Here is a 19,298-nt window from a genome sequence, read left to right as displayed (position 1 = left end):
GTACTTCACCCCTCTCGAGGCCGTAACACGGCCAGTTACAGGTTATGAGTTCCGAGGTTCCGTCAGATTGAGATGCAGATCATCAAGCAGTTTCGGGTTGACCGGTGATGGGCAGCCATCCATGAGGGACTGGGCCAGATTTGTCTTGGGGAACGCAATGACGTCACGGATGGAGCCCCCGGTGAGGGCCATGATGGTGCGGTCGAGGCCAATGGCCAGACCGCCCATGGGGGGTGCACCGAATTTGAGTGCCTCGAGCAGGAAACCGAAGCGCAGTTCAGCTTCCTCATCGGAAATGCCGAGCAGGCGGAAAATGCTGGCCTGCTGGATGGGATCATGGATACGGATGGAGCCGGAAATGAGTTCACTGCCGTTCATGACCAAGTCATAAGAGGTGGAGCGGACATTCCACGGTTCTGTTTCGAGCATATGGGCATCTTCGGCCAAGTAACCGGTGAAGGGATGGTGAGATGCATTGACCTCCCCGGTGTCTTCATCGCGCTCGAACAGCGGAAAATCAGTCACCCAGAAGATGGACGGATTGGTGCGGGCAGTGGGATCAAACAGCTTGAAGCGGTCGGCGAGCTTGCGGCGGAGGACGCCGAGGCCCTTCAGGATCTGGCTCTTCTTGCCAACTGCCAGCAGGATGAGATCGCCGCGCTTGGCATTCATCTGTTCGACGACGGCCTTGAGACTCTCTTCATCGACCTTTCCGGCAAGGACTCCGGAGAAGCCTTCTTCGGTGTATTTAAGAGATAAGACCCCTTGCAACCCCGAGTTACGGGCAATTTCTTCAAGTTCAGCAATATCTTTACGGGACACAGACGCCTTGCCATCGACACATAGCCCAATAACTACACCACCGTTTTGGACGGACTCGGCGATGACGCGGAAGTCAGTGAGCCGCAAGTCCTCAGTGACATTGAAGAAGGGCAGGCCGAAGCGAAGGTCCGGCTTATCACTGCCATAGGTTTCGACCACATACTTGTAGGAGAGTCGCGGGAACGGCGTAGGAAGGGCTAATCCCCACCCTTCCTTGAGAATCTTCTCGAAGAGCCGTTCGGCGGTTTCGAAGATCATATCCCGGTCGGGGAAGCTGATTTCGACGTCGACTTGAGTGAATTCAGGCTGGCGGTCGGAGCGCAGATCCTCATCGCGGAAGCATTTTACGATCTGGAAATAGCGGTCCATGCCGGCAACCATCAGCAACTGCTTGTAGAGCTGGGGGGACTGGGGCAAGGCATAGAATTCACCGGGGAAGATGCGGCTGGGAACCAGATAGTCCCGCGCACCTTCCGGGGTACTTTTGACCAGAAACGGAGTTTCGATCTCACAGAAGCCTTCGGTAGAGAAATGCTCCCGAACAATGGCAGCCACGCGGTGGCGGAGCATCAGGATCTCCTGCAACTCGGGGCGACGCAGATCGAGGTAGCGGTACTTCAGGCGGAGTTCTTCGGCGGCTTTGGCAGCTTCATCAAGCTGGAAAGGCAGCGGAAGGCTCTTGTTCAGGACATCCAAGCTGGTGAGCTTGACTTCGATTTCGCCGGTGGACATGTCCTTATTGATCATGCCCGCAGGCCGTTCCTGCACGACACCGTCGACCTCGACTACCCATTCGGCATGGAGTTCGTGGGCGCGCGCGGCCAGTTCGGCATTTTCTTCGGGATGAACCACAAGCTGGGTTTTGCCATATCGGTCCCGCAAGTCAATGAAGACCAGGCCGCCAAGATCGCGGCTGCGATGGACCCAACCCTGAAGATGCACGGCCTTGCCGACATCGGTCTTGCGGAGCTGCCCGCAGGTATGTGTTCGACGCTTCATGAAATGAGTATTGTTTGTGTCTGTGATCGTGAGTACTTAGCACTTCGCTTTGGGAGCAGAGGGCGGGAATGGAAGACTTGAGACTAAAGACTCGAGACTTGAATGCAGATCAGGCCTGCTGTTATCACCTTGGTTACTGGTTCAGGTTTAGCACCCCCTATCCCAACCCTTTCCCCACAAAAGTGGAGAAAGGGAAGACTCGGGCTAATGCCGCTTAGGGTAGAACCTTCTCCATCAGACAATCAATTGGCTAAATGGACAGGGCTTCTTACAACAGCGAGCACCGCCGGAAGCGGTGCTCTGAGATTCGCCCGCCGGTAGGGGCGGACGGAATATGCCGATTTTTTACTGAAAAATCAAGGTTTCTTGCGACTGGCCGAATTGGTGTCATTGTCGGTGCCGTAGTGGAGCGGGTCCAGATCACCCAAACGGGCCTTTAAGCGGTCAGCAATGGGATCCTGAACCTTGTACTGGTTGGTCAGGTCATGCCAGCGGACCAGACCGGCGAACTCTTCTGTCGCGCCTTTGGACTGAAGTTTGGTCAATTTGGTGTAGAGCGGCAGGAGAGAATCATCCTTTTTGACCGGCAATTGGCCTGAGCAGACCGCGAGGTCTTCCTGCATGGTACGACAGGCGGCGGCATACTCATAGTACGACCCGGCAATCATGTTGTCCCAAAAGGCGACGGATTGCTCCGGCAGGCTATTCTGCTGAAAGGTCTTGTAAAAGCCATCGAGCGTCTTTTGCATGGTCGTCGCCAGTTTGGAAGCATAGGCGAACTTCTCGTCGACATTCTGCGCCAACGTCGTGGTCGATGACGGCTGGAAACCCGCCTTGAAGGAACTTGCCAGTTCGGTGGACGCCGTGCCCACCTTATGGATTTCCGCCTGGCTGAGGGCAAACATATCATTCATGATAGGCCGCAGCGGCATATCGAGGGTAAGCTGAACCTCCTTGGCTTCCTTCTCGACCGGCAGCGTTTTGGTCATGGCCAGCGCATCGGTCTTGCAGCGCAGGCCCTCTTCGAGCAGTGGGGTGACGGTTTTGTTCAGGTAGAACAGCCGGGCCTGATTGCCCAGTTCCCCGACTTCAGCCTTGGGAGCATTCTCATACAGATGAATGGCCCAAGCGAAGACAGCATCACCATCACTGGCAGTAAGCTCGAAGGCCCGGGACGCGGCGTAATGGCTCTCCCGTTGAACGGCGACATCGGCCTGATCCATCTGGGCGCGTTCGAAGGCCTGCGAATAGGACGCGATGGCCTTCTCATATTCGGGAGCCGAGTAGAAATACGGCGGTTGAATGGATTCGCTGTTGGTGTTCAATGCAAGCTGGAAGCCCTGTTTAAGCAGAGCATCGCCGAAGCGAGCATGGGTGTCCCCGATAGCATTGAGCGCCTGGGCGGCCATGATCTGATCGGTCTTCATCACCTGCGTGTACGCTGAAATCAGGTTTTCCATCTGGCGCTTGGCGCGATTGCGGTCAAGGTAGGTGTTGATCGCCGTGAGGTCATTATACTCTTTGCGCGGATCAGTCTGCAACTCCCAAAGGGACAGCGCAGCCGCATGAGCAACCTCTGCCTGATTGTATTCGGTCTTTTTGGAGTTTTTCTGCCATGTGGTCCAGGCAACGGAGAAGTTCTCTTTGGCTTTGGCCTCATTTCCCACCGCAGCATACATCTGGCCGAGCTTGGCACGCACGGCGACGATCTGCGGCAGCTTGGGATAGCGGTTCAGAAAGCTCTCCAGCATCTGCATGGCCAGCGGAGTGTCAGCCGCCATCAGGGCGACATCACCGAGCCCCAGTACCAGCGACGGATTCGGCGTCGCGGCGGTGCAGGTCTTCAAGTACCGGTTGCCGAGAGTCAATGCATCCTGCCAGCGTTTGGCGTCGCGACAGGTGTTGAAGGCTACTTCATAATAGCGTCCAGCAACAGGGCTGCTTCCGAGAGCGGTGGCAAGATTCCGCGCAAGATCGAGTCCGGCAAGGGGGTCCGCACCGTTTTTGGTCAGTTCGGCATAGGCCAGATCAAAGGCCGCCGGGCAGCTTTCGGAGGCAGGAAAGGTGGTCACGACATGCTGGGCCAAAGCAAGGGCTTGCTGGTTGTTGCCTGACGCCTTTTCGAGGCGGGCTGCAAGGAACAGCGCTTCCGGTACCAGTGATGAGTTCGGGTAGGTGCCGGTCAAACGCACCAGTTCACCGGCGACATCATGACACACCGCCGCATTGTTGGGCTGAGCCTGTTTTGCCGCTTCAACCGCTTGAGGCAGACCGTCAAAGGTTGCCGCCACCGAGCCGCTAATCATCACACCGCACAGGACAAGCAGGAGCAAGATTTTGCTGAACATAGGCCATCCAATAGAAAGATTGTTGATTAACTATCACTCTATTTGCAAAGCCCATGCCGCAGCAGGGGTAACCCCTGCACCTGAGGCCGGCTTCGCCGGGGGGACAGCGCGGGGGACCGCGCGGTCCCAAGACGTATCCCTAGCGGCGGCCTCCGGTCCGGCGAAGCCGAGATCTCGCCTTCAGCGGACCGTCAGCCCGGAGGGCAGAAGATGCAGGTAATCCAGCACGCGGGCGGAGACAAAAAAGGGCGGATCTTAGATCCGCCCCTCCGACACGGGTGCTGTCGCACCCGTTTGTCATAAAAATCGTATGGCGTAGTCCGGCAGCGCTATCGGCTCCTAAGTTCGGCGTGGTGGAACCAGTTCCACAGAAAGAGCAGGCCGAGGAGGAACAGGGGGCCGGAAATGCAGAGGTAAGCTGTCAGGTCAAATCTGCCCCAGAAGGCGATGATATAAAAGACGGCAAGGCAACTGAAAATCAGCGCGCCGATCCATTCCCAGCGCCACGAGACGATGAGAGCCGCGACGATGATGAAGGTAGGAATCAGGTGCATCAGTAACGCGAGAGCCATATCAGGGAAGGTGGCGTGTTCATCGAACACGTCGAGCGCGAACATGCTGATGAACAAGGCAAAAAGGATACACAGCCCTCTGGGCAACCAGAATAGCAACCGCTTGGTAATGGCGGTCATAGCAGACTCCTCGCTGAGTTAATTCGGGAGCAACTATTCTATAGATTCATATCTCCGAAATCGTTTAGAACCTGCGGCAGCAGGTGCAGGAGCAGCGCAGGCGACTGCACGGCTATTGCCGGACCCAATGGTCGGCAACGCGCACGACATCGGCGCGGCCCGTGCGCTCACCAAAAGAGCGCAAGACCTGTGCCGTGCCGGAATCGGTGAGACCATAGCCGATGCTGCTGCACACGGCGCTGCAGAGAATATCGACCATAATTTCCGGCTCTGAAGCCATCGCGGTCAGGATCCGGTCGCACAACAGAGTGTCCGATTGCTGCCACTCGCGGCGATGATCCGTCATGAGATCGAGCGCATCGATCAGAGCTTCTTTCCGCCATGCCGCGCCTGCGCGTTTGGCAAGAAAGACTTCCGCGACCCGGCGCACGCTGTCTTCCGTCTCCGGCGTGTGGGTCATGCGGGGCCGCTGACGGATCTGTTTGAGATCGCAGAATGACGTCCAGTCTGCCCGCAAGGATGCCGGGACGGGATCGACGATGAAGGCAAACTCCGGCGAGGTGACGCCATCTTCAAAATAACCTGTGTAGTGCCCGGGCGACAGATGGCGGAATCCGGACTGCTGCACGGTTGAGGGCTGGCCGGTGAAGCCGGCAAAGAAGGTGAGGGTGTCATCGGACACGATCCGGCGGTTATTCTCGGGAAAGCGGGAGCCCTTGGGGGGCTGAAGCACGGGACTGCCGTTTTGCATGACGATGATCTTGTCGCGGAATTCGGATGTGTACCACGGGAGAGGACGCGCCGGATCACAGTGGACATGCCTGAACAGCAGGATTTCCTGGCCTTCGATGTAATGCCGCTTGGCGGATCGGAGTTCGACGCTGATGCCTTCAACGTTGGTTTGACGGCCGGGCAGGCGCACTTCCGGATCACGCAATTGCGCGAAAGAACAGGTGGCCGTGAGGGCCAAGAACACGATGATCTGCGCGAAAGTGTGCAGGCGAAAGGACATGAGGAGACTTCGGTTCTTTGCTACTTTTGGCCGAGTTTGGTGAGGAGGTCTTTGTGCTGGCGGTCGTAATCTTTCTGGCGGCGCTCGGTGTCGGCGACGCGTTGGCCGCGCCACTGTTGAAGCTGACCAGAGGAGGAGATACCGTTGACTTCCCAGTTGGCTTCGAGATATTCGAGAGCCTTGCGGTAGTTGCCGTTCTCATAGGCGACGGTTTTGGCCAGATCGGCCCAGTCGGGGTCCACGAAACCGGTGGCCATAAAGGAATCGGCGAGAGCGATCACGCGGCGGGCGTCACTGCGGGCATAGGCGGCATTGATGAGACTCGACCAGATGAGACGCGTGTCATCCTCGGTCTGCGCGCGCACGACGTTGATGCACTGGATATCGGCTTCCAGATGGCCGAACTCACTGTGATCATACACCGCGCGGAGACAGACTTTGCCGTCCCGCGGCGCGTCGGGTACGGTAAAGGTAAACTGATAGATTTCGCCGAGATTGCTCTGCTCGCCGTCCACGTCCACAGGTGTTCCCTTGGTGCGGTAAAGGCTGTCGGCACGAAGGCGGTAGCGATCAACATAGTGCACGAGATTGAGGTCATGGGTCCACGCGGCATCCTGCATAAACCCGGCAACGCTGTTGGTGCCGGCGTAGATTTTCAGGCCGGCGGGAGGATAGTAGGGCAAGCCGAGGTACTTCTCTCCCCCGCCCCGCACGACGCGCACGGAAAGCTGGGCCTGCTGGCCGGACACATAGATTTTCCGGCGGCCGGTGGAGTTGCCGAAGTCGCCGACGCCGAATTGCAGTTCCGCCGCTTGGGCAAGCAGCGGCACTAATACAAAGATGAGCAGTGCCCCGCGAAGATGCTTCATGAGTCACGTCCGTTTTCCGAAATGCTGTATGGGGATAATTTAGGTGATTTCCGGCACCATTGCAAGGGGCAGAGAATTGCGCGTTTGTTCAGGAGACCAAAAAGAAAAGGGCGCACGGCTGTGCGCCCCTACACATGACGGACATGGCGGACCATGTCCTTACGAATTTTCGGCGAACTTGATGATGGCGGTGGCTTTGTCGAGGGCGATGCGGGCTTCGGCCTGCTCTTCAGGCGTCGCGGCGGCGGCAAGAGTCTGCAGCGCGCGCTCGCGGGCGGCCTGAGCGCGTTCAAGATCGATATCTTCGCGGCGCAGGCAATTTTCGGCGAGCACCACGGCGCGGTTATCATGGACTTCGAAGAAGCCGCCGGTAATCACGAAATCGGAACTCTCGGTGGCCTGATCGATACGCAGGCGTCCGGCGCGCAGTCCGGCCATGAGCGGCGCGTGATCGGCGAGCACACCGAAATCTCCGTCGGAACCGGGCGCGCGCACGTGCCAGATCTCTCCGGTGAAGACGGTCCCGACGGGCGTGACAATGTCTATTTCAAACGGTTTGGCCATAAATTATTTCTGCGCGGCTTCGTGTTCGGCGATCACGTCTTCGATACCGCCCTTCATGTAGAAGGACTGCTCTCCGATGTGATCGAATTCGCCGTCGAGAATTCCCTTGAAACCGCGGATGGTATCCTTGACCTTGACATAGACGCCGGCCTTGCCCGTGAAGGCTTCGGCGACGTGGAACGGCTGGGAGAGGAACTTCTGCATCTTACGGGCGCGGGACACGATGAGCTTGTCGTCGTCGGAAAGCTCATCCATACCAAGAATGGCGATGATGTCCTGCAGATCCTTGTAACGCTGCAAGGTGCGCTGCACACGGCGGGCGACGTCATAGTGTTCGTCACCGACGACCATGGGATCGAGAATCCGCGAAGTAGAATCGAGGGGATCCACAGCGGGATAGATACCGAGTTCCACGATCTTGCGGGAAAGCACGGTGGTGGCGTCCAGATGCGAGAAGGTAGTCGCGGGAGCGGGGTCGGTGAGATCGTCGGCAGGCACGTAAATGGCCTGCACGGACGTGATCGACCCCTTTTTGGTGGAGGTGATGCGTTCCTGCAGCGCGCCCATCTCCGTGGCCAGCGTCGGCTGGTAGCCCACGGCGGACGGCATACGGCCAAGCAGCGCCGACACTTCGGAACCGGCCTGAGTGAAACGGAAAATGTTGTCGATGAAGAGCAGCACGTCGCGGCCTTCTTCGTCGCGGAAATACTCCGCCATGGTGAGGCCGGTGAGGGCGACGCGCGACCGGGACCCGGGCGGCTCGTTCATCTGGCCGAATACCATGGTCACCTTGGAATCGTGCAGCGCGCCCTTGTCCACGGTCTTCATATCGAAGGAGTGGAAATCGAAGCTCTTGCCGTAGGTCACGACGCCGGCTTCCACCATTTCGCGCAGCAGGTCGTTGCCTTCACGGGTCCGCTCACCGACACCGGCGAACACGGAGATACCCGAGTGTGCCTTGGCGATGTTGTTGATGAGTTCGAGCAGCACGACGGTCTTGCCCACACCCGCGCCGCCGAACAGACCGATCTTGCCGCCCTTGGAGAAGGGCTGGATCAGGTCAATGACCTTGATGCCGGTTTCAAGCATCTCCGAGGAGGTGTCGAGGTCAGTCAAGGCGGGAGCCGGGCGGTGAATGGGGAACTGGATCTTGGAACTGACCGGGCCGAGTTCGTCGATGGGCTCACCGACGACGTTGAGTACGCGGCCCAGCGTTGACGGCCCGACCGGCACCTTAATGGGGCCGCCGGTGTCGAACACTTCAGTGCCGCGGGTCAATCCCTCGGTGGGATTCATAGACACGGCGCGGACGGTATTGTCACCCAAATGCTGCTGCACTTCGAGGGTGATGGTCCCTGTACCATCCTGGCCGGGAATGTGAAGCGCGGAGTAGAGCGGCGGCAGTTCGCCGTCGAGGAATTCGACGTCGACCACCACACCGATGATCTGTTTGACAATACCTTTGTTCATGGACTTCTGCGTTTATCGTGTGTGAAAAGAATTCTGTGTGTACTTGCCGTCACTATCCGGCGTGCCGGATTTCCAGTGCGCACCACACCGGAGCGTGGCGCTTAGGTAACCGGAAGGTTGAGCGCGGCCAACAGTTGTAACTTACGCTCGGGGAGTTTGGCGGCCCAGGGCTGATTCAGAACGGTACGGAACGTGTCGCGCGCCAAATCGCCGGCTGACGGAAGAGAGCGTTCGATGTAATCCATCACCAGCGCAGGATCGGCGCGGCCAAGTTTGCGCAGAGCAGCGGTGTGATTGTCGCGCACGTATTCGCTGGGGTCGTCGAGCAGCGGGTGCAGTATCTCCAGCAGTTTCGGGCGAAACTCCGCATGCCGGGACGCGTGGCCCAGCAGGGCCTGCGTGGCGGCGCGGCGGGTCAGCGCATTGGCATCGGCGACCCATTTCTGAACGGTGTCGAGCACGAACTCGAGGTGGAAATCCACCGCGCCTTCGCCGAACTCCTGCGTGTCAAAGATATGCGAAGCGAGGTCGCGGACTTCCCAATCCTCATCGCCGATCAGAAGCTGAACCGTGTCAATCCAGTAGCCGGGCTGATAGCGCGCGAAACGGAAGACGATGGCGGCGGTGACCGCACGGACTTCACGTTCGGTGGACGAGACCAGTTTAAGCACCACATCCACGGCCATGCCGGGCGCCGCGTCAAGGCAGTCGGCGGCGGCGATTCCGATGGACATGACGGCCTGCGGCGGATAGAGGGGCAATCCCGCCAGCAGTTCTTCGGCCTGACGCAGAAGGGTCTCCGCATCGAGCCTGCCGTTCTGCCGGTCGGTGACCAGTTTCAGAAACTCATCCTGCAAAACGGTGGATGGAGTGTCCGTCAGGTGATCCTCAGCTACGGGAATCCGTCACCGGAGGCGGCGGGGGCATGCGATCCGTGCGCTCGATTTTGTCGCGCATGTCCTGCAGATCGAGGAAGTGCGAGCCTACCGCCATGCGCAGTTCGGCGGCAATCCAGTTCTGGGTGGAGACCACGGTGATTTGCTTGCCGCGGGAGCGAAGGAGTTCGAGCGCGCGCTCGAAATCCCCGTCACCGGAAAGTAATATCGCCTTATCGTAATTCTCAACGGTATTAAACATGTCCATGACGATTTCCACGTCGAGGTTAGCCTTCTGCGTGGTTTCGCCGGTCTCGGAATCATAAATAGTTTTCAAGCCTTTGGTGCGGACAACGTACCCCGCATAGGCGAGGAAGCGTACGAAATTTTCGTCGCGAGGATCGGGCGGCTGCTTCAGCCCCATATACCAGTATGCATCCGTCAATTCATCGTCGCTTTTCAGCACTTTCAGAAGCTTGGCCGGATCGAAAAACCATCCGAGGCCTTTCTTCTGCGTGTAGAACATGTTCGCGCCATCTACGAAGATGGACACGCGTCTTCTTCCGCCTACGTATGCCATGTGATCTACGCCCTTCTAAGGTGCAAATACAATCTGCGGTGACGGCGCATCGGAACGGTCTCGAGATCCAGTTCCGTACGCCCGGTTATAAACAGTAAGTGCTTAGAGACTTGCGCGAGGAGAGTGGCTATGTGACCCGACGGCGCGGAACGAATTACGTGCTCCGCCATCCGCTGGTAAGCGATGACATCTCCTGCATAGAACATGTCCGCGTCTTCACCGTGCCTCACCCAGGAGAACGCTTCGTCGGGAGTCGGCAAGCCGAAGGCCAGGTGTGCCGCAAGCCACGGGTGATCCGTGCCCAGAAGCTGACGGTGAAAGCGCGTGAGGCTCTCTTCAATGAGCCGCTGAAGGTCCGTGCCGAGGGGTGCGGCGATCAGCGCATCCCGGCGAGCAATTCGCAGGGCCTCGCGAACGAGGCCTGGCCTGCGTTCGCGCGGCAGCGATGCAATGACATCTACGACGACGACCGCATCCGTTTCGCGATCCGCCAGCGGCAGCCTAAAGGGCTCCGCCGGCGCGACGGGTTCCGAAAGCGTCCGCCAGGCCACGTTGGGCAGGCGGCGTTTCAGTTTCCTCAGCAGCGGGTGATAATTGTCCGCGATGAGCAGCACCGTCTGAGGAACAGGTGCGAGAGATCCCAGCAGATTCGCCAGATGCCCCGCCGCGTCATCTGCATCAAGGGAACTCAGGGGAAGGGATCGGGATTTCACCGCTGTGCGGCGGTTAGCGGAGGCTTTCCGCGCCCGATACCACTTCAAGAATTTCGCGCGTAATCGCCGCCTGACGCGCCTTGTTATAGGTAAGGGTCAGGGACTCGATCAGCTCCTGCGCGTTTTGAGTTGCGTTCTCCATCGCGGTCATGCGCGCGCCCATTTCGGCGGCGAAGGATTCGAGGAGCACTCGCCACACCTGCACCTTGACAAACAGCGGCAGGATGGAATCGAGAATCCGGGCTTCCGACGGTTCATAGATGATGTCGGAGGAGTAGACATGCTCGTCGGCGGGATCGGGAACGATGGGCAGAAGCTGCTCCACCACGACGTTCTGCGCGATTGCCGACTTGAACTCATTGTAGACGACGAACACACGGTCGAGATCCTGCTGCACGAAGCGCTCGATCAGCACATTGCCGAGCTGCACGGCGTGGGCAAACTCGAGGGTGTTGAAGAAGCCCGACATCTTTTCGATGACGTCCGGACCGCGCTTGGCATAAAACTCGGTGGCCTTGCGGCCCACGGTGACGAGCTGCACATCGGTGCCCGCGCGCTCTTCGATCAACCGCCCGGCGCGGCGCATGATGTTGGTGTTGAAGGCTCCGGCCAGTCCGCGGTCACCCGTCACGATGACGATACCGATCTTCCCGGCGGGCTCGGGCAGATGAAGCAGCGGATGAAGGTCGCGATCCACGCGAGTGGAGAGTTCGCGGATCACACGGCGCAGGCGCAGCGAGTAGGGGCGCGCCTTGATAATATTCTCCTGCGCCCGCTTGAGCTTGGCCGCCGCAACCATTTTCATCACGCGCGTAATCTGCTGCGTGGACTGGATGCTCTTGATGCGGCGTTTAATGATCTTAAGACCGGACACAAACCTCTCCGAAGCTCAAACGTGAACGCGCGTGAAGGCGCGGGGCCGAACATGCATTGTGACAAGAAAAACGAATACCATCAGATCGCCGAACAGCGGAACGGATGCGGCCACCCTGCCGGAAAAAGTGTCGCCGTAAAGGGCAGTGACGGACAGGCAGATGCAGAGCGTGGCCGCGCCGAGCAGCGCATAGCCGGTTTCATTCCAGCGGGCGGTCCAAAGGTATGCGATAGCCGGGAGCAGAAACAGCAGGTGATGTTCCCACGAAATGGGCAATGCGAGCAGGGACGCGGAAATCCATAACCCTGTAGCGGCCAGCGCGTGAACCTCGCGCGACGTCCATTGCGCCCAGGCGGCGACGCCAAGGATGATAACGGCCAGAAAGCGGCCCGCCAGCGCAAGGCCGGGGCTGAACTGAAAGCCGTAATCCATCACCGGCAAAGCGGAAAAGAACCGCAGGAATCCCGCGAGCAGACTCTGATTGCCCGCATACGCGGTTAAAGACGTGGACAAGGTGCGCAGCAGATTCCAGTATTCGATGTGCGCGGCAACACCGACGGCGATGATCGACAGAAGCAGCAAACCGAAGACGACGCCCCATGACATCAGTGCGACTCGCGTCTTCCGGCGGGCAAGATTCACGAGTTCGGTCAGCGCAAGGAACGGCTTGACGAAGACGGCGAAACCGATGGACAGCGCCGCGGGAATCTGTTTATTCAGCATCCGGGCGTAGATGCCAATCCAGAGCAGCAGGGCAATCAAAATGCTGGTCTGCCCCAGCGCCACAGCCCGCTCCACGGGATAGCAGCCGAAGATCAGCGCGTAAATCAGAACCCGGTGCGGCGACGGCGTTGCACCGCTCTTTACGAGGAGGCGCACCGTCACTTCGGCGAAAGCGACGAGCAGCAACAGCTGTAGCACGCCCCACACCATGCGCCACGAGTTCACGCTCGCGCCGGCAATCGGGGTAAGCAGGAATGGAATCAGCGGCGGGTAGAAGCACCAGTTGGGTTCAAGCTTGGGCTGTCCGACGCTGCGCAGATTGGCTTCGTGATGCGCGACCCATTCATCGTTGCGCTCGAATCCGTATCCGGGATACAGGAAGCGCGGCTCGTTATGCGAAAGATCGATGGCCAGCGACTGCACGGAAATCAGGTCGGCATTTCCCGGCGGCAGACCTTCATGCAGGAACTGAAGAAGGGCAAGAGCAAGCAGCACCCATTCAAGAAATGCTTTCACGAGCCGTCACCTTCCCGGCTATGTCCACAGACGTTGCAGTCAGCAGCGCGCGGCGCAGAAACCACACCCAGAGCAGGAGCATGCCCCACATCTGACTGCCGGACAGGATTTCGCCCACCGTCGAGTCGCCGTAGAAATGCGTCAGCTTCATCAGGAAGAAGAACGCGGCGACGGCGAGCCACACATTCCAGAACCGGCTGTCCCGTTTTTGCCAGGCATCGTGGATGGCCCAACCGAGCGTGGGCAGAACAAAGACCCAGTAGTGTTCCCACATCACGGGCAGCGCCAGATGCACGCCACTCAGCAGCAGTCCCGCCGCCAGCGCAAACTCGCGGCCAAAGATGCGATAGCGTATGGTCCAAAGCACGATGACGGTGAGGCCGAGGAAAACTCCAAGGCTCACCAGCCGGAGCGTATCCAGCAGCGGGGTCGTAAAGGGAACAACTTCAATCCAGCCGCGATGATAGAACAGGCGGACGAACCAGCCCAGCGGAGCCTGATTGCCGAAGAACGGCTGCACAAGGCCGCTGAATTCGCGCATGACTTCCCACCAGTAAAGATGGACGGGAAGGCCCATGGTTACCAGCGCGGTTCCGTAGATGGCGGCGACCGTGCCCAGCCATACGCCGGTGAGCTTGTACCGTTTGCCGAACAGCGGCAGCAGCAGCAGCGCGAGGGGAAAGATCTTTACCGCGCTGACAAACCCCAGAGTGACGCCGGCCAATATGACTCGTTCGCGGCGCATGGCGAGCAGCCCCATCCATGTCAGGGCCGATAGCAGTGGCACGATCTGGCCGAGCTTGGTGGCACGGGCCAGCGGGTAACAGAGCAGCACCAGCGCGAGCGCCCAGAAATACGCGCGTCCGTTGCGCTGGAACGTAGTCAGCAACAGGATCTGGTAGGCGATGACAAAGATCAGAAAGACATTGATGCCGAAGAGCACATTACGCCAAAGAGTGGCGGGGGCTTCACAGACCGGCGAGAGCATGGCAGCGACGAAGGGCGGATAGAGGAACGTGTTGGGGTCCCCTTCCGCACCGAGCTGCGTTGCGACGGGCGCGCGGTGCGCCACCCATTCCGCATTAAGATGGACCGGAGTGTACATCCACTCCGCCTGCCCATGCTTATAGAAATAGGCGCCAAGCTGTTGCGGGAAAATATCCACCATCCACAGGGGGAAGGCGGTACGCTGCCAGAGGAAGGCCCCGAGCAGCAGCAGGAAGGCGAGCATCCAGTTTTGCAAACCGGAATGCATGCCGGGTGAACGTCTCATGCCTGCTGTGCGGCTACTTTCCCCACGTGGCTTTGAAATCCTGGACGAGAGCGCCGAGTTTACCCTCGAGTTCCTTGTCAAGCGCCTTCTTCTGCTTGATCTCTTCCAGCACGGGCTTGCCGGCGCTGCGGATGTACTTCATGAGGTCGGTCTCGAATCGCTTGAGATCATCGATGGGCACGTCGTCCATGTAGCCGCGGGTAGCGACCCACAGCTCGGCGACCTGCTCTTCAACGGGCCACGGCGCGAACTGTCCCTGCTTCAGCACGTCGGTCAGGCGCTGGCCACGGGTGAGCTGGGCGATGGTGGCCTTGTCGAGATCGGAACCGAACTGCGCGAAGGCCGCCAGTTCGCGGTACTGCGCGAGGTCGATCCGCAGCGAGCCGCCGACCTGACGCATGGCCTTGATCTGGGCGTTGCCGCCGACGCGCGATACCGAAATGCCGACGTTGATGGCGGGACGGATGCCGGAATAGAAGAGTTCGGACTCAAGGAAAATCTGACCGTCGGTGATGGAGATTACGTTGGTCGGAATGTAGGCGGACACGTCACCGGCCTGAGTTTCGATGATGGGCAGCGCCGTCAGCGAACCGCCGCCGAGGGCGTCGTTCAGCTTGGCCGCGCGCTCGAGCAGGCGGGAGTGCAAATAGAAAATGTCGCCCGGGTAGGCTTCGCGGCCCGGCGGCCGGCGCAGCAGCAGGGAAAGCTGGCGATAGGCCCAGGCATGTTTGGTCAAATCGTCATAGACGCAGCAGGCGTGGCGGCCACTGTCACGGAAGAACTCGCCCATAGCGCAGCCGCTGTACGGCGCGAGGAACTGGATGGGAGCGGGTTCGACGGCGGTGGACGACACAATAATCGTGTGGTCCATGGCACCGTTGTCTTCGAGGGTCTTGACCACCTTGGCGACCGTAGAACCCTTCTGACCGATGGCAACATAAATGCAGATGACGCCAGTGCCGCGCTGATTGATAATGGTATCAAGGGCAATAGCGGTCTTGCCGGTCTGGCGGTCGCCGATGATGAGTTCGCGCTGACCGCGGCCGATGGGCACCATGGCGTCGATGGCCTTGATACCGGTCTGCAGCGGCTCTTTCACAGGCTGACGGGTAATGACGCCGGTAGCCAGACGTTCGACGGGGGAAAACTTTTTGGCCTGAATGGGGCCTTTGCCGTCGAGGGGAATACCCAGCGGGTTGACGACGCGTCCGACGAGTTCTTCACCCACCGGAACCTGCACGACGCGGCCCGTACGCTTGGCGATGCTGCCTTCTTCGATGGTGGCATCACTGCCGAAGAGCGCGCAGCCGACGTTGTCTTCCTCGAGGTTGAGAGCCATGCCCATTACGCCGCCGGTGAATTCCACCATCTCGCCGTACATGACCTTCTCAAGACCGTAGACGCGGGCGATACCGTCACCGACGTAGACGACGCGGCCTACTTCGTCGACGGACGAGAGGGCTTGGTAGTCGGCGATCTGATCCTTGAGAATGGAGGTGATTTCTTCGGGTCTGACTCTCATATGTCCGGGTTCGGGTTTATCCAATTACAAAAGTTTTCGATTGAAAGGGGCGGGCGCTCCGCGCCCGCCGCCGCGAAGCTGCTTATGCGCCTTGGGCGATGAACGCTTTCAGGTTTTCCAATTTGCGGGCCAGGGATCCATCAAAGATCTTATGGGGCCACTGGACGACGATGCCGCCGAGGATATCCGGCTCCTGCACCCACGTGATGAGGGGCTTCTTGCCGCTCTGACTCTTGAGCACATCATGAATCTGCGTCTGAAGCAGCTCGCTGACGGGAATGGCGGTGACGACCTTGACTTCAATCTCGCCTTCGTGGTCGCGCCAGAGCTGATTGAACCGCTTGCTGATGTCATAGAGCACATCGAGGCGGTCCTTATCCAGCAGCAGCGAGAGGAAATGGCGGGTGAGTTCGGCGGCCTTCAGACGGTCGGCGATGGCCATGAGAATCGAGCGCACCTTGTCCTGCGAGAGCCGGGGGTTCATGAGCAGCAGGGCCAGTTCCGGGTCGCCCTGCCAGGTCTCGCTGAAGTTCTCGAGGTCATCGCGCACCTGTTTGAGCACGCCTTTTTCAAGGGCGACGGCAAAGAGAGATTTGGCGTAACGGTTGACGAGTGCTCCGGGGGCGTGCCTCACCGCTCCTCCCTCAAGGCGTCCATAATGAGTTTCTCATGTTGCTTGAGATCGACGACGCTGCCGATGAGTTTGGCGGCGGCTTGCGCGGTAAGGTCGGCGACCTGCGCACGGAGCGCGGTTTTGGCGGCTTCGGTTTCGCGTTCGATCTCGGCCTTGGCGCGTTCGATTTCCTTCCGCGACTGCTCGCGGCTCTGTTCGCGCGCTTCTTCCACGATCTGCGCGGCAGATTCCTGAGCGCGCTGGACGATCTCCGCGGCTTCCTTCTTGATGCCGGTGAGCGCGGTCTGATATTCGGCGAGCACGGCGGACGCCTTCTCGCGTTCGGCCTTGGCGGTGTCCAGATCCGAGCGAATCGAATCTTCCCGCGCCTTGAGGCCGGACAGGATCGGTTTCCAACCGAACTTGGCGATCACCCAGACGATGATCAGAAAGGTTATGATCGTCCACAGAATCGAGCCCGGCTCGATGTTGAGGACATTCTGAAGTCCCATAGCTTACCCGGTTACCATCCGCGTCCGCAAAGCAAGATCCCTGCAGACCGTGATGAACTGCTTACTTCGTCCACACCAGAATCTGAATCAGGAAGGAAAACAAGGCGGCGCCTTCCACGAGACCAGCCATGACAAGGGCGGCACCCTGGATTTTGCCGGCGGCTTCTGGCTGGCGGGCAATGGCTTCCATGGCCGCGCTGCCGATGCGTCCGATTCCGTATCCTGCGCCGATGGCAAACATACCCGCACCAATGGCTGCACCGAGGAGGTGGAGGTTCAGTGGCATTTTCTAACGTCTCCGGTTGATTGTCTATTGAGAATGACTGGAAATTGCAAATCTGAGCACGCGGGAGCGTGGCGCCCAGTGATCATCGAAGTTCGCACAGCCGTACCCTAAACGCGTTAGTGCGACGGGTGCATGGTCAAGCCCATGAAGACGGCCGTGAGCATCACGAAGATGTACGACTGGATCAGGGCCACAAGGATTTCGAGCAGAGTAACGCCGGTAGCGACTGCGATGGATGGGAAGGCGAAGAGTGGCGCAACGATAAGGCCGAACAGTACGGCGACCACGGCGTGGCCGGCAAGCATGTTGGCGAAAAGACGAATGGTCAGCGCGAAGGGGCGGATCAGGAAACTGACGATTTCCACGACCACCATGAGCGGCATCAGCCAGGCGGGGACTCCGGGAGGAGCGAAGACATGCAGGAAGTTGGCGAAGCCCTGCTGGCGGATACCCATGCCGATCATCAGGCCAAGCGAACAGAGCGCAAGTCCGGCGGTGACATTCACATTGCCGGTGGCCGACGATCCCCAGGGGAGAAGCCCGAGCAGGTTGGAGAACAGAATCGCGGTGAAGAGGGTGAGGAAATAGGGCAGGAAGGCATCGGCGCGGTCATGGAGATTGGGCCGCAGCACTTCATCGCGCAGAAAGACGGCAATTACTTCGAGGGCATTGCGCAGTCCGGTGGGAACGGCCGTCCGCTGCCGCCCGGCGATGCGGGCCACCAGAAGCACGAGCAGGCAGGCAATCACCCACCAGACCTGATGCTTGGTAATGAAGACGAACGGGCCGATCTTGAATTCGGGCAGATGGACGGTCATGCCGAAGAACTGGAACTCATGAGCGTCGACAAGATGCTCGGAGAGCAGTTCCACCAGTTTGTCACCGATGCTCATCTGGCCGCCTTCATGCGCGGCGGCCGCGGTTTCATGCGCAGACGCGGGAGCTTCGGCGTGGGACTGAGCGTGAGCCGTCACCAGGCCGAACAGAAGCAAGAATGCGAAGAGTAGAGTGTGCCGCAGTTTCATCCGTTATTTTTTTGCGCGCAGAGTGGCGATGGATTCCAAAGAATAGAAAATGATGTAACCGATGACGACGCCGATCACGACCGGAACACGGTCCACGAGCGTCTGTGTGAACAGATAAAATAAAGCTCCGCCGATCAGGGCAAAGCGCATTGCAAGACCGATAGCCCAGAGCTTGAGCTTTTGTTTGAAGTCGGTGACGTCGCGGCTCCCCCACGCCAGCAGAAGGGCCGGAACGGAGGCGACGGCCGCCACAGCCAGACCGATCAGAACAGCGATCACCGCCCCTCTCCCCCATCGCGCGGCGCGGCATCATCCTTTGCAGAAGAACTTCCGTCCTGGTCCGAAGCGCGCAGCCGCATATAGGTGAGATACATAATTCCGAACAATCCGATTACCGCGCCCGCCGCCATGAGAAAGGGAAAGGTATGCAGCAGTTTGTCGAGCCACCAGCCCAACCCGCCGAAAGCGGCGGTTACGCCCACAATCTGGATGCCCATCTGCAGGGGGTCCCGCATATAGTCACCACCGGACGATTTGGGGCGGGGGTCTTTGCCGGGGTCAGGCTGCGGCAACCCGGTCCATCTTCGGTGACTCCGCGCCATCGGTCTTATCTTCGGCAACCCGGATCGGCGCCCGCACGGTCACGCCCATATTGGATAGGCCGCGGAATACGGCGCCTTCGGCGATAGACAGGCGGCTGGTGTTCAGATCTCCTTCGATCTGGGCAGAACTCTCGAGGGAGACTCGGCCACGCGCGGACAGTGAGCCTTTCACTTTGCCGGCAACGATCACATCTTCGCCGCTGATATTGCCTTCCACCACTCCCGTGCTGCCGATGGTGATCGTCTTGGCGCAGGTAATATCGCCGTGCACGGTGCCATCCACACGAAGTGATCCCTGGGTCTTCACGGAACCGCGAATTTCGGTCTCTTTGCCAAACAGCGTCGAGATGTCGCCCGGATGCGTGTCACGCAGGTTTTGAAGATTCTTGGGAACCCATTTGCTCATAG

At 59.3% G+C, this 19,298-nt stretch carries 21 protein-coding genes; all 21 read right to left on the bottom strand.

Annotation, left to right across the window (positions count from 1 at the left end; genetic code table 11):
* Nucleotides 1–42: 42 nt before the first annotated feature.
* Complete coding sequence (gene aspS / locus VGL38_10850; GenBank protein ID HEY3295927.1) at nt 43–1,821, bottom strand: aspartate--tRNA ligase; 1,779 nt, start codon at nt 1,819–1,821, stop codon at nt 43–45.
* Nucleotides 1,822–2,177: 356 nt separating this feature from the next.
* Complete coding sequence (locus tag VGL38_10845; GenBank protein ID HEY3295926.1) at nt 2,178–4,169, bottom strand: hypothetical protein; 1,992 nt, start codon at nt 4,167–4,169, stop codon at nt 2,178–2,180.
* Between the two features lie 329 nt (nt 4,170–4,498).
* A complete protein-coding gene (locus VGL38_10840) occupies nt 4,499–4,861 on the bottom strand; it encodes a hypothetical protein (GenBank protein ID HEY3295925.1) in 363 nt (120 codons plus the stop codon).
* Between the two features lie 112 nt (nt 4,862–4,973).
* Nucleotides 4,974–5,873, bottom strand: coding sequence for a hypothetical protein (locus tag VGL38_10835; protein ID HEY3295924.1), 900 nt, complete (start codon nt 5,871–5,873; stop codon nt 4,974–4,976).
* A gap of 20 nt (nt 5,874–5,893) precedes the next feature.
* Nucleotides 5,894–6,742 carry a hypothetical protein gene (locus VGL38_10830; GenBank protein ID HEY3295923.1) on the bottom strand — a complete coding sequence of 283 codons (849 nt, stop codon included), beginning with the start codon at nt 6,740–6,742 and terminating at the stop codon, nt 5,894–5,896.
* 159 nt (nt 6,743–6,901) lie between these two features.
* A complete protein-coding gene (gene atpC / locus VGL38_10825; GenBank protein ID HEY3295922.1) occupies nt 6,902–7,306 on the bottom strand; it encodes an ATP synthase F1 subunit epsilon in 405 nt (134 codons plus the stop codon).
* Nucleotides 7,307–7,309: 3 nt separating this feature from the next.
* Entirely contained in the window at nt 7,310–8,776 is a 1,467-nt protein-coding gene (gene atpD, locus VGL38_10820; GenBank protein HEY3295921.1) for a F0F1 ATP synthase subunit beta, read from the bottom strand.
* A gap of 101 nt (nt 8,777–8,877) precedes the next feature.
* A complete protein-coding gene (locus VGL38_10815; protein ID HEY3295920.1) occupies nt 8,878–9,633 on the bottom strand; it encodes a DNA alkylation repair protein in 756 nt (251 codons plus the stop codon).
* Between the two features lie 31 nt (nt 9,634–9,664).
* Entirely contained in the window at nt 9,665–10,231 is a 567-nt protein-coding gene (locus tag VGL38_10810; protein HEY3295919.1) for an NYN domain-containing protein, read from the bottom strand.
* A 5-nt stretch (nt 10,232–10,236) separates the two neighbouring features.
* Nucleotides 10,237–10,944, bottom strand: a complete 708-nt coding sequence (locus VGL38_10805) for a hypothetical protein (GenBank protein HEY3295918.1) — start codon at nt 10,942–10,944, stop codon at nt 10,237–10,239.
* A gap of 13 nt (nt 10,945–10,957) precedes the next feature.
* Nucleotides 10,958–11,818 (bottom strand): ATP synthase F1 subunit gamma, encoded by an 861-nt coding sequence (gene atpG / locus VGL38_10800; GenBank protein ID HEY3295917.1) that lies wholly within the window; start codon nt 11,816–11,818, stop codon nt 10,958–10,960.
* Between the two features lie 15 nt (nt 11,819–11,833).
* The gene (locus VGL38_10795; GenBank protein HEY3295916.1) at nt 11,834–13,057 is read right to left on the bottom strand and encodes a glycosyltransferase family 87 protein; all 1,224 of its coding nucleotides are present in this window, start codon (nt 13,055–13,057) and stop codon (nt 11,834–11,836) included.
* A complete protein-coding gene (locus VGL38_10790; GenBank protein HEY3295915.1) occupies nt 13,041–14,330 on the bottom strand; it encodes a glycosyltransferase family 87 protein in 1,290 nt (429 codons plus the stop codon). The genes VGL38_10795 and VGL38_10790 overlap by 17 nt, the downstream gene beginning before the upstream one ends.
* Before the next feature lie 13 nt (nt 14,331–14,343).
* Nucleotides 14,344–15,852 carry a F0F1 ATP synthase subunit alpha gene (atpA, locus tag VGL38_10785; protein HEY3295914.1) on the bottom strand — a complete coding sequence of 503 codons (1,509 nt, stop codon included), beginning with the start codon at nt 15,850–15,852 and terminating at the stop codon, nt 14,344–14,346.
* Nucleotides 15,853–15,934: 82 nt separating this feature from the next.
* The gene (atpH, locus tag VGL38_10780; protein ID HEY3295913.1) at nt 15,935–16,486 is read right to left on the bottom strand and encodes an ATP synthase F1 subunit delta; all 552 of its coding nucleotides are present in this window, start codon (nt 16,484–16,486) and stop codon (nt 15,935–15,937) included.
* Nucleotides 16,483–16,977: a F0F1 ATP synthase subunit B gene (atpF, locus tag VGL38_10775; GenBank protein ID HEY3295912.1), complete on the bottom strand. Its 495-nt coding sequence runs from the start codon at nt 16,975–16,977 to the stop codon at nt 16,483–16,485. The genes atpH and atpF overlap by 4 nt, the downstream gene beginning before the upstream one ends.
* Before the next feature lie 61 nt (nt 16,978–17,038).
* On the bottom strand, nt 17,039–17,263 hold the full coding sequence (gene atpE, locus VGL38_10770) for an ATP synthase F0 subunit C (protein HEY3295911.1): 225 nt from the start codon (nt 17,261–17,263) through the stop codon (nt 17,039–17,041).
* Nucleotides 17,264–17,379: 116 nt separating this feature from the next.
* Complete coding sequence (atpB, locus tag VGL38_10765; GenBank protein ID HEY3295910.1) at nt 17,380–18,288, bottom strand: F0F1 ATP synthase subunit A; 909 nt, start codon at nt 18,286–18,288, stop codon at nt 17,380–17,382.
* A gap of 3 nt (nt 18,289–18,291) precedes the next feature.
* On the bottom strand, nt 18,292–18,567 hold the full coding sequence (locus VGL38_10760; protein HEY3295909.1) for a hypothetical protein: 276 nt from the start codon (nt 18,565–18,567) through the stop codon (nt 18,292–18,294).
* Nucleotides 18,564–18,803, bottom strand: coding sequence for an AtpZ/AtpI family protein (locus VGL38_10755; protein ID HEY3295908.1), 240 nt, complete (start codon nt 18,801–18,803; stop codon nt 18,564–18,566). Before VGL38_10755 ends, VGL38_10760 begins: the two co-directional genes overlap by 4 nt.
* Nucleotides 18,804–18,846: 43 nt before the next feature.
* Nucleotides 18,847–19,296 (bottom strand): polymer-forming cytoskeletal protein, encoded by a 450-nt coding sequence (locus VGL38_10750; GenBank protein ID HEY3295907.1) that lies wholly within the window; start codon nt 19,294–19,296, stop codon nt 18,847–18,849.
* Nucleotides 19,297–19,298: the final 2 nt, after the last annotated feature.

Source organism: bacterium (assembly GCA_036504735.1).
Taxonomy (GTDB): Bacteria; Electryoneota; RPQS01; order RPQS01; family RPQS01; genus DASXUQ01.
The sequence above is the reverse complement of the archived record's forward strand: the minus strand, read 5'-3'. Positions and strand labels throughout refer to the sequence as shown.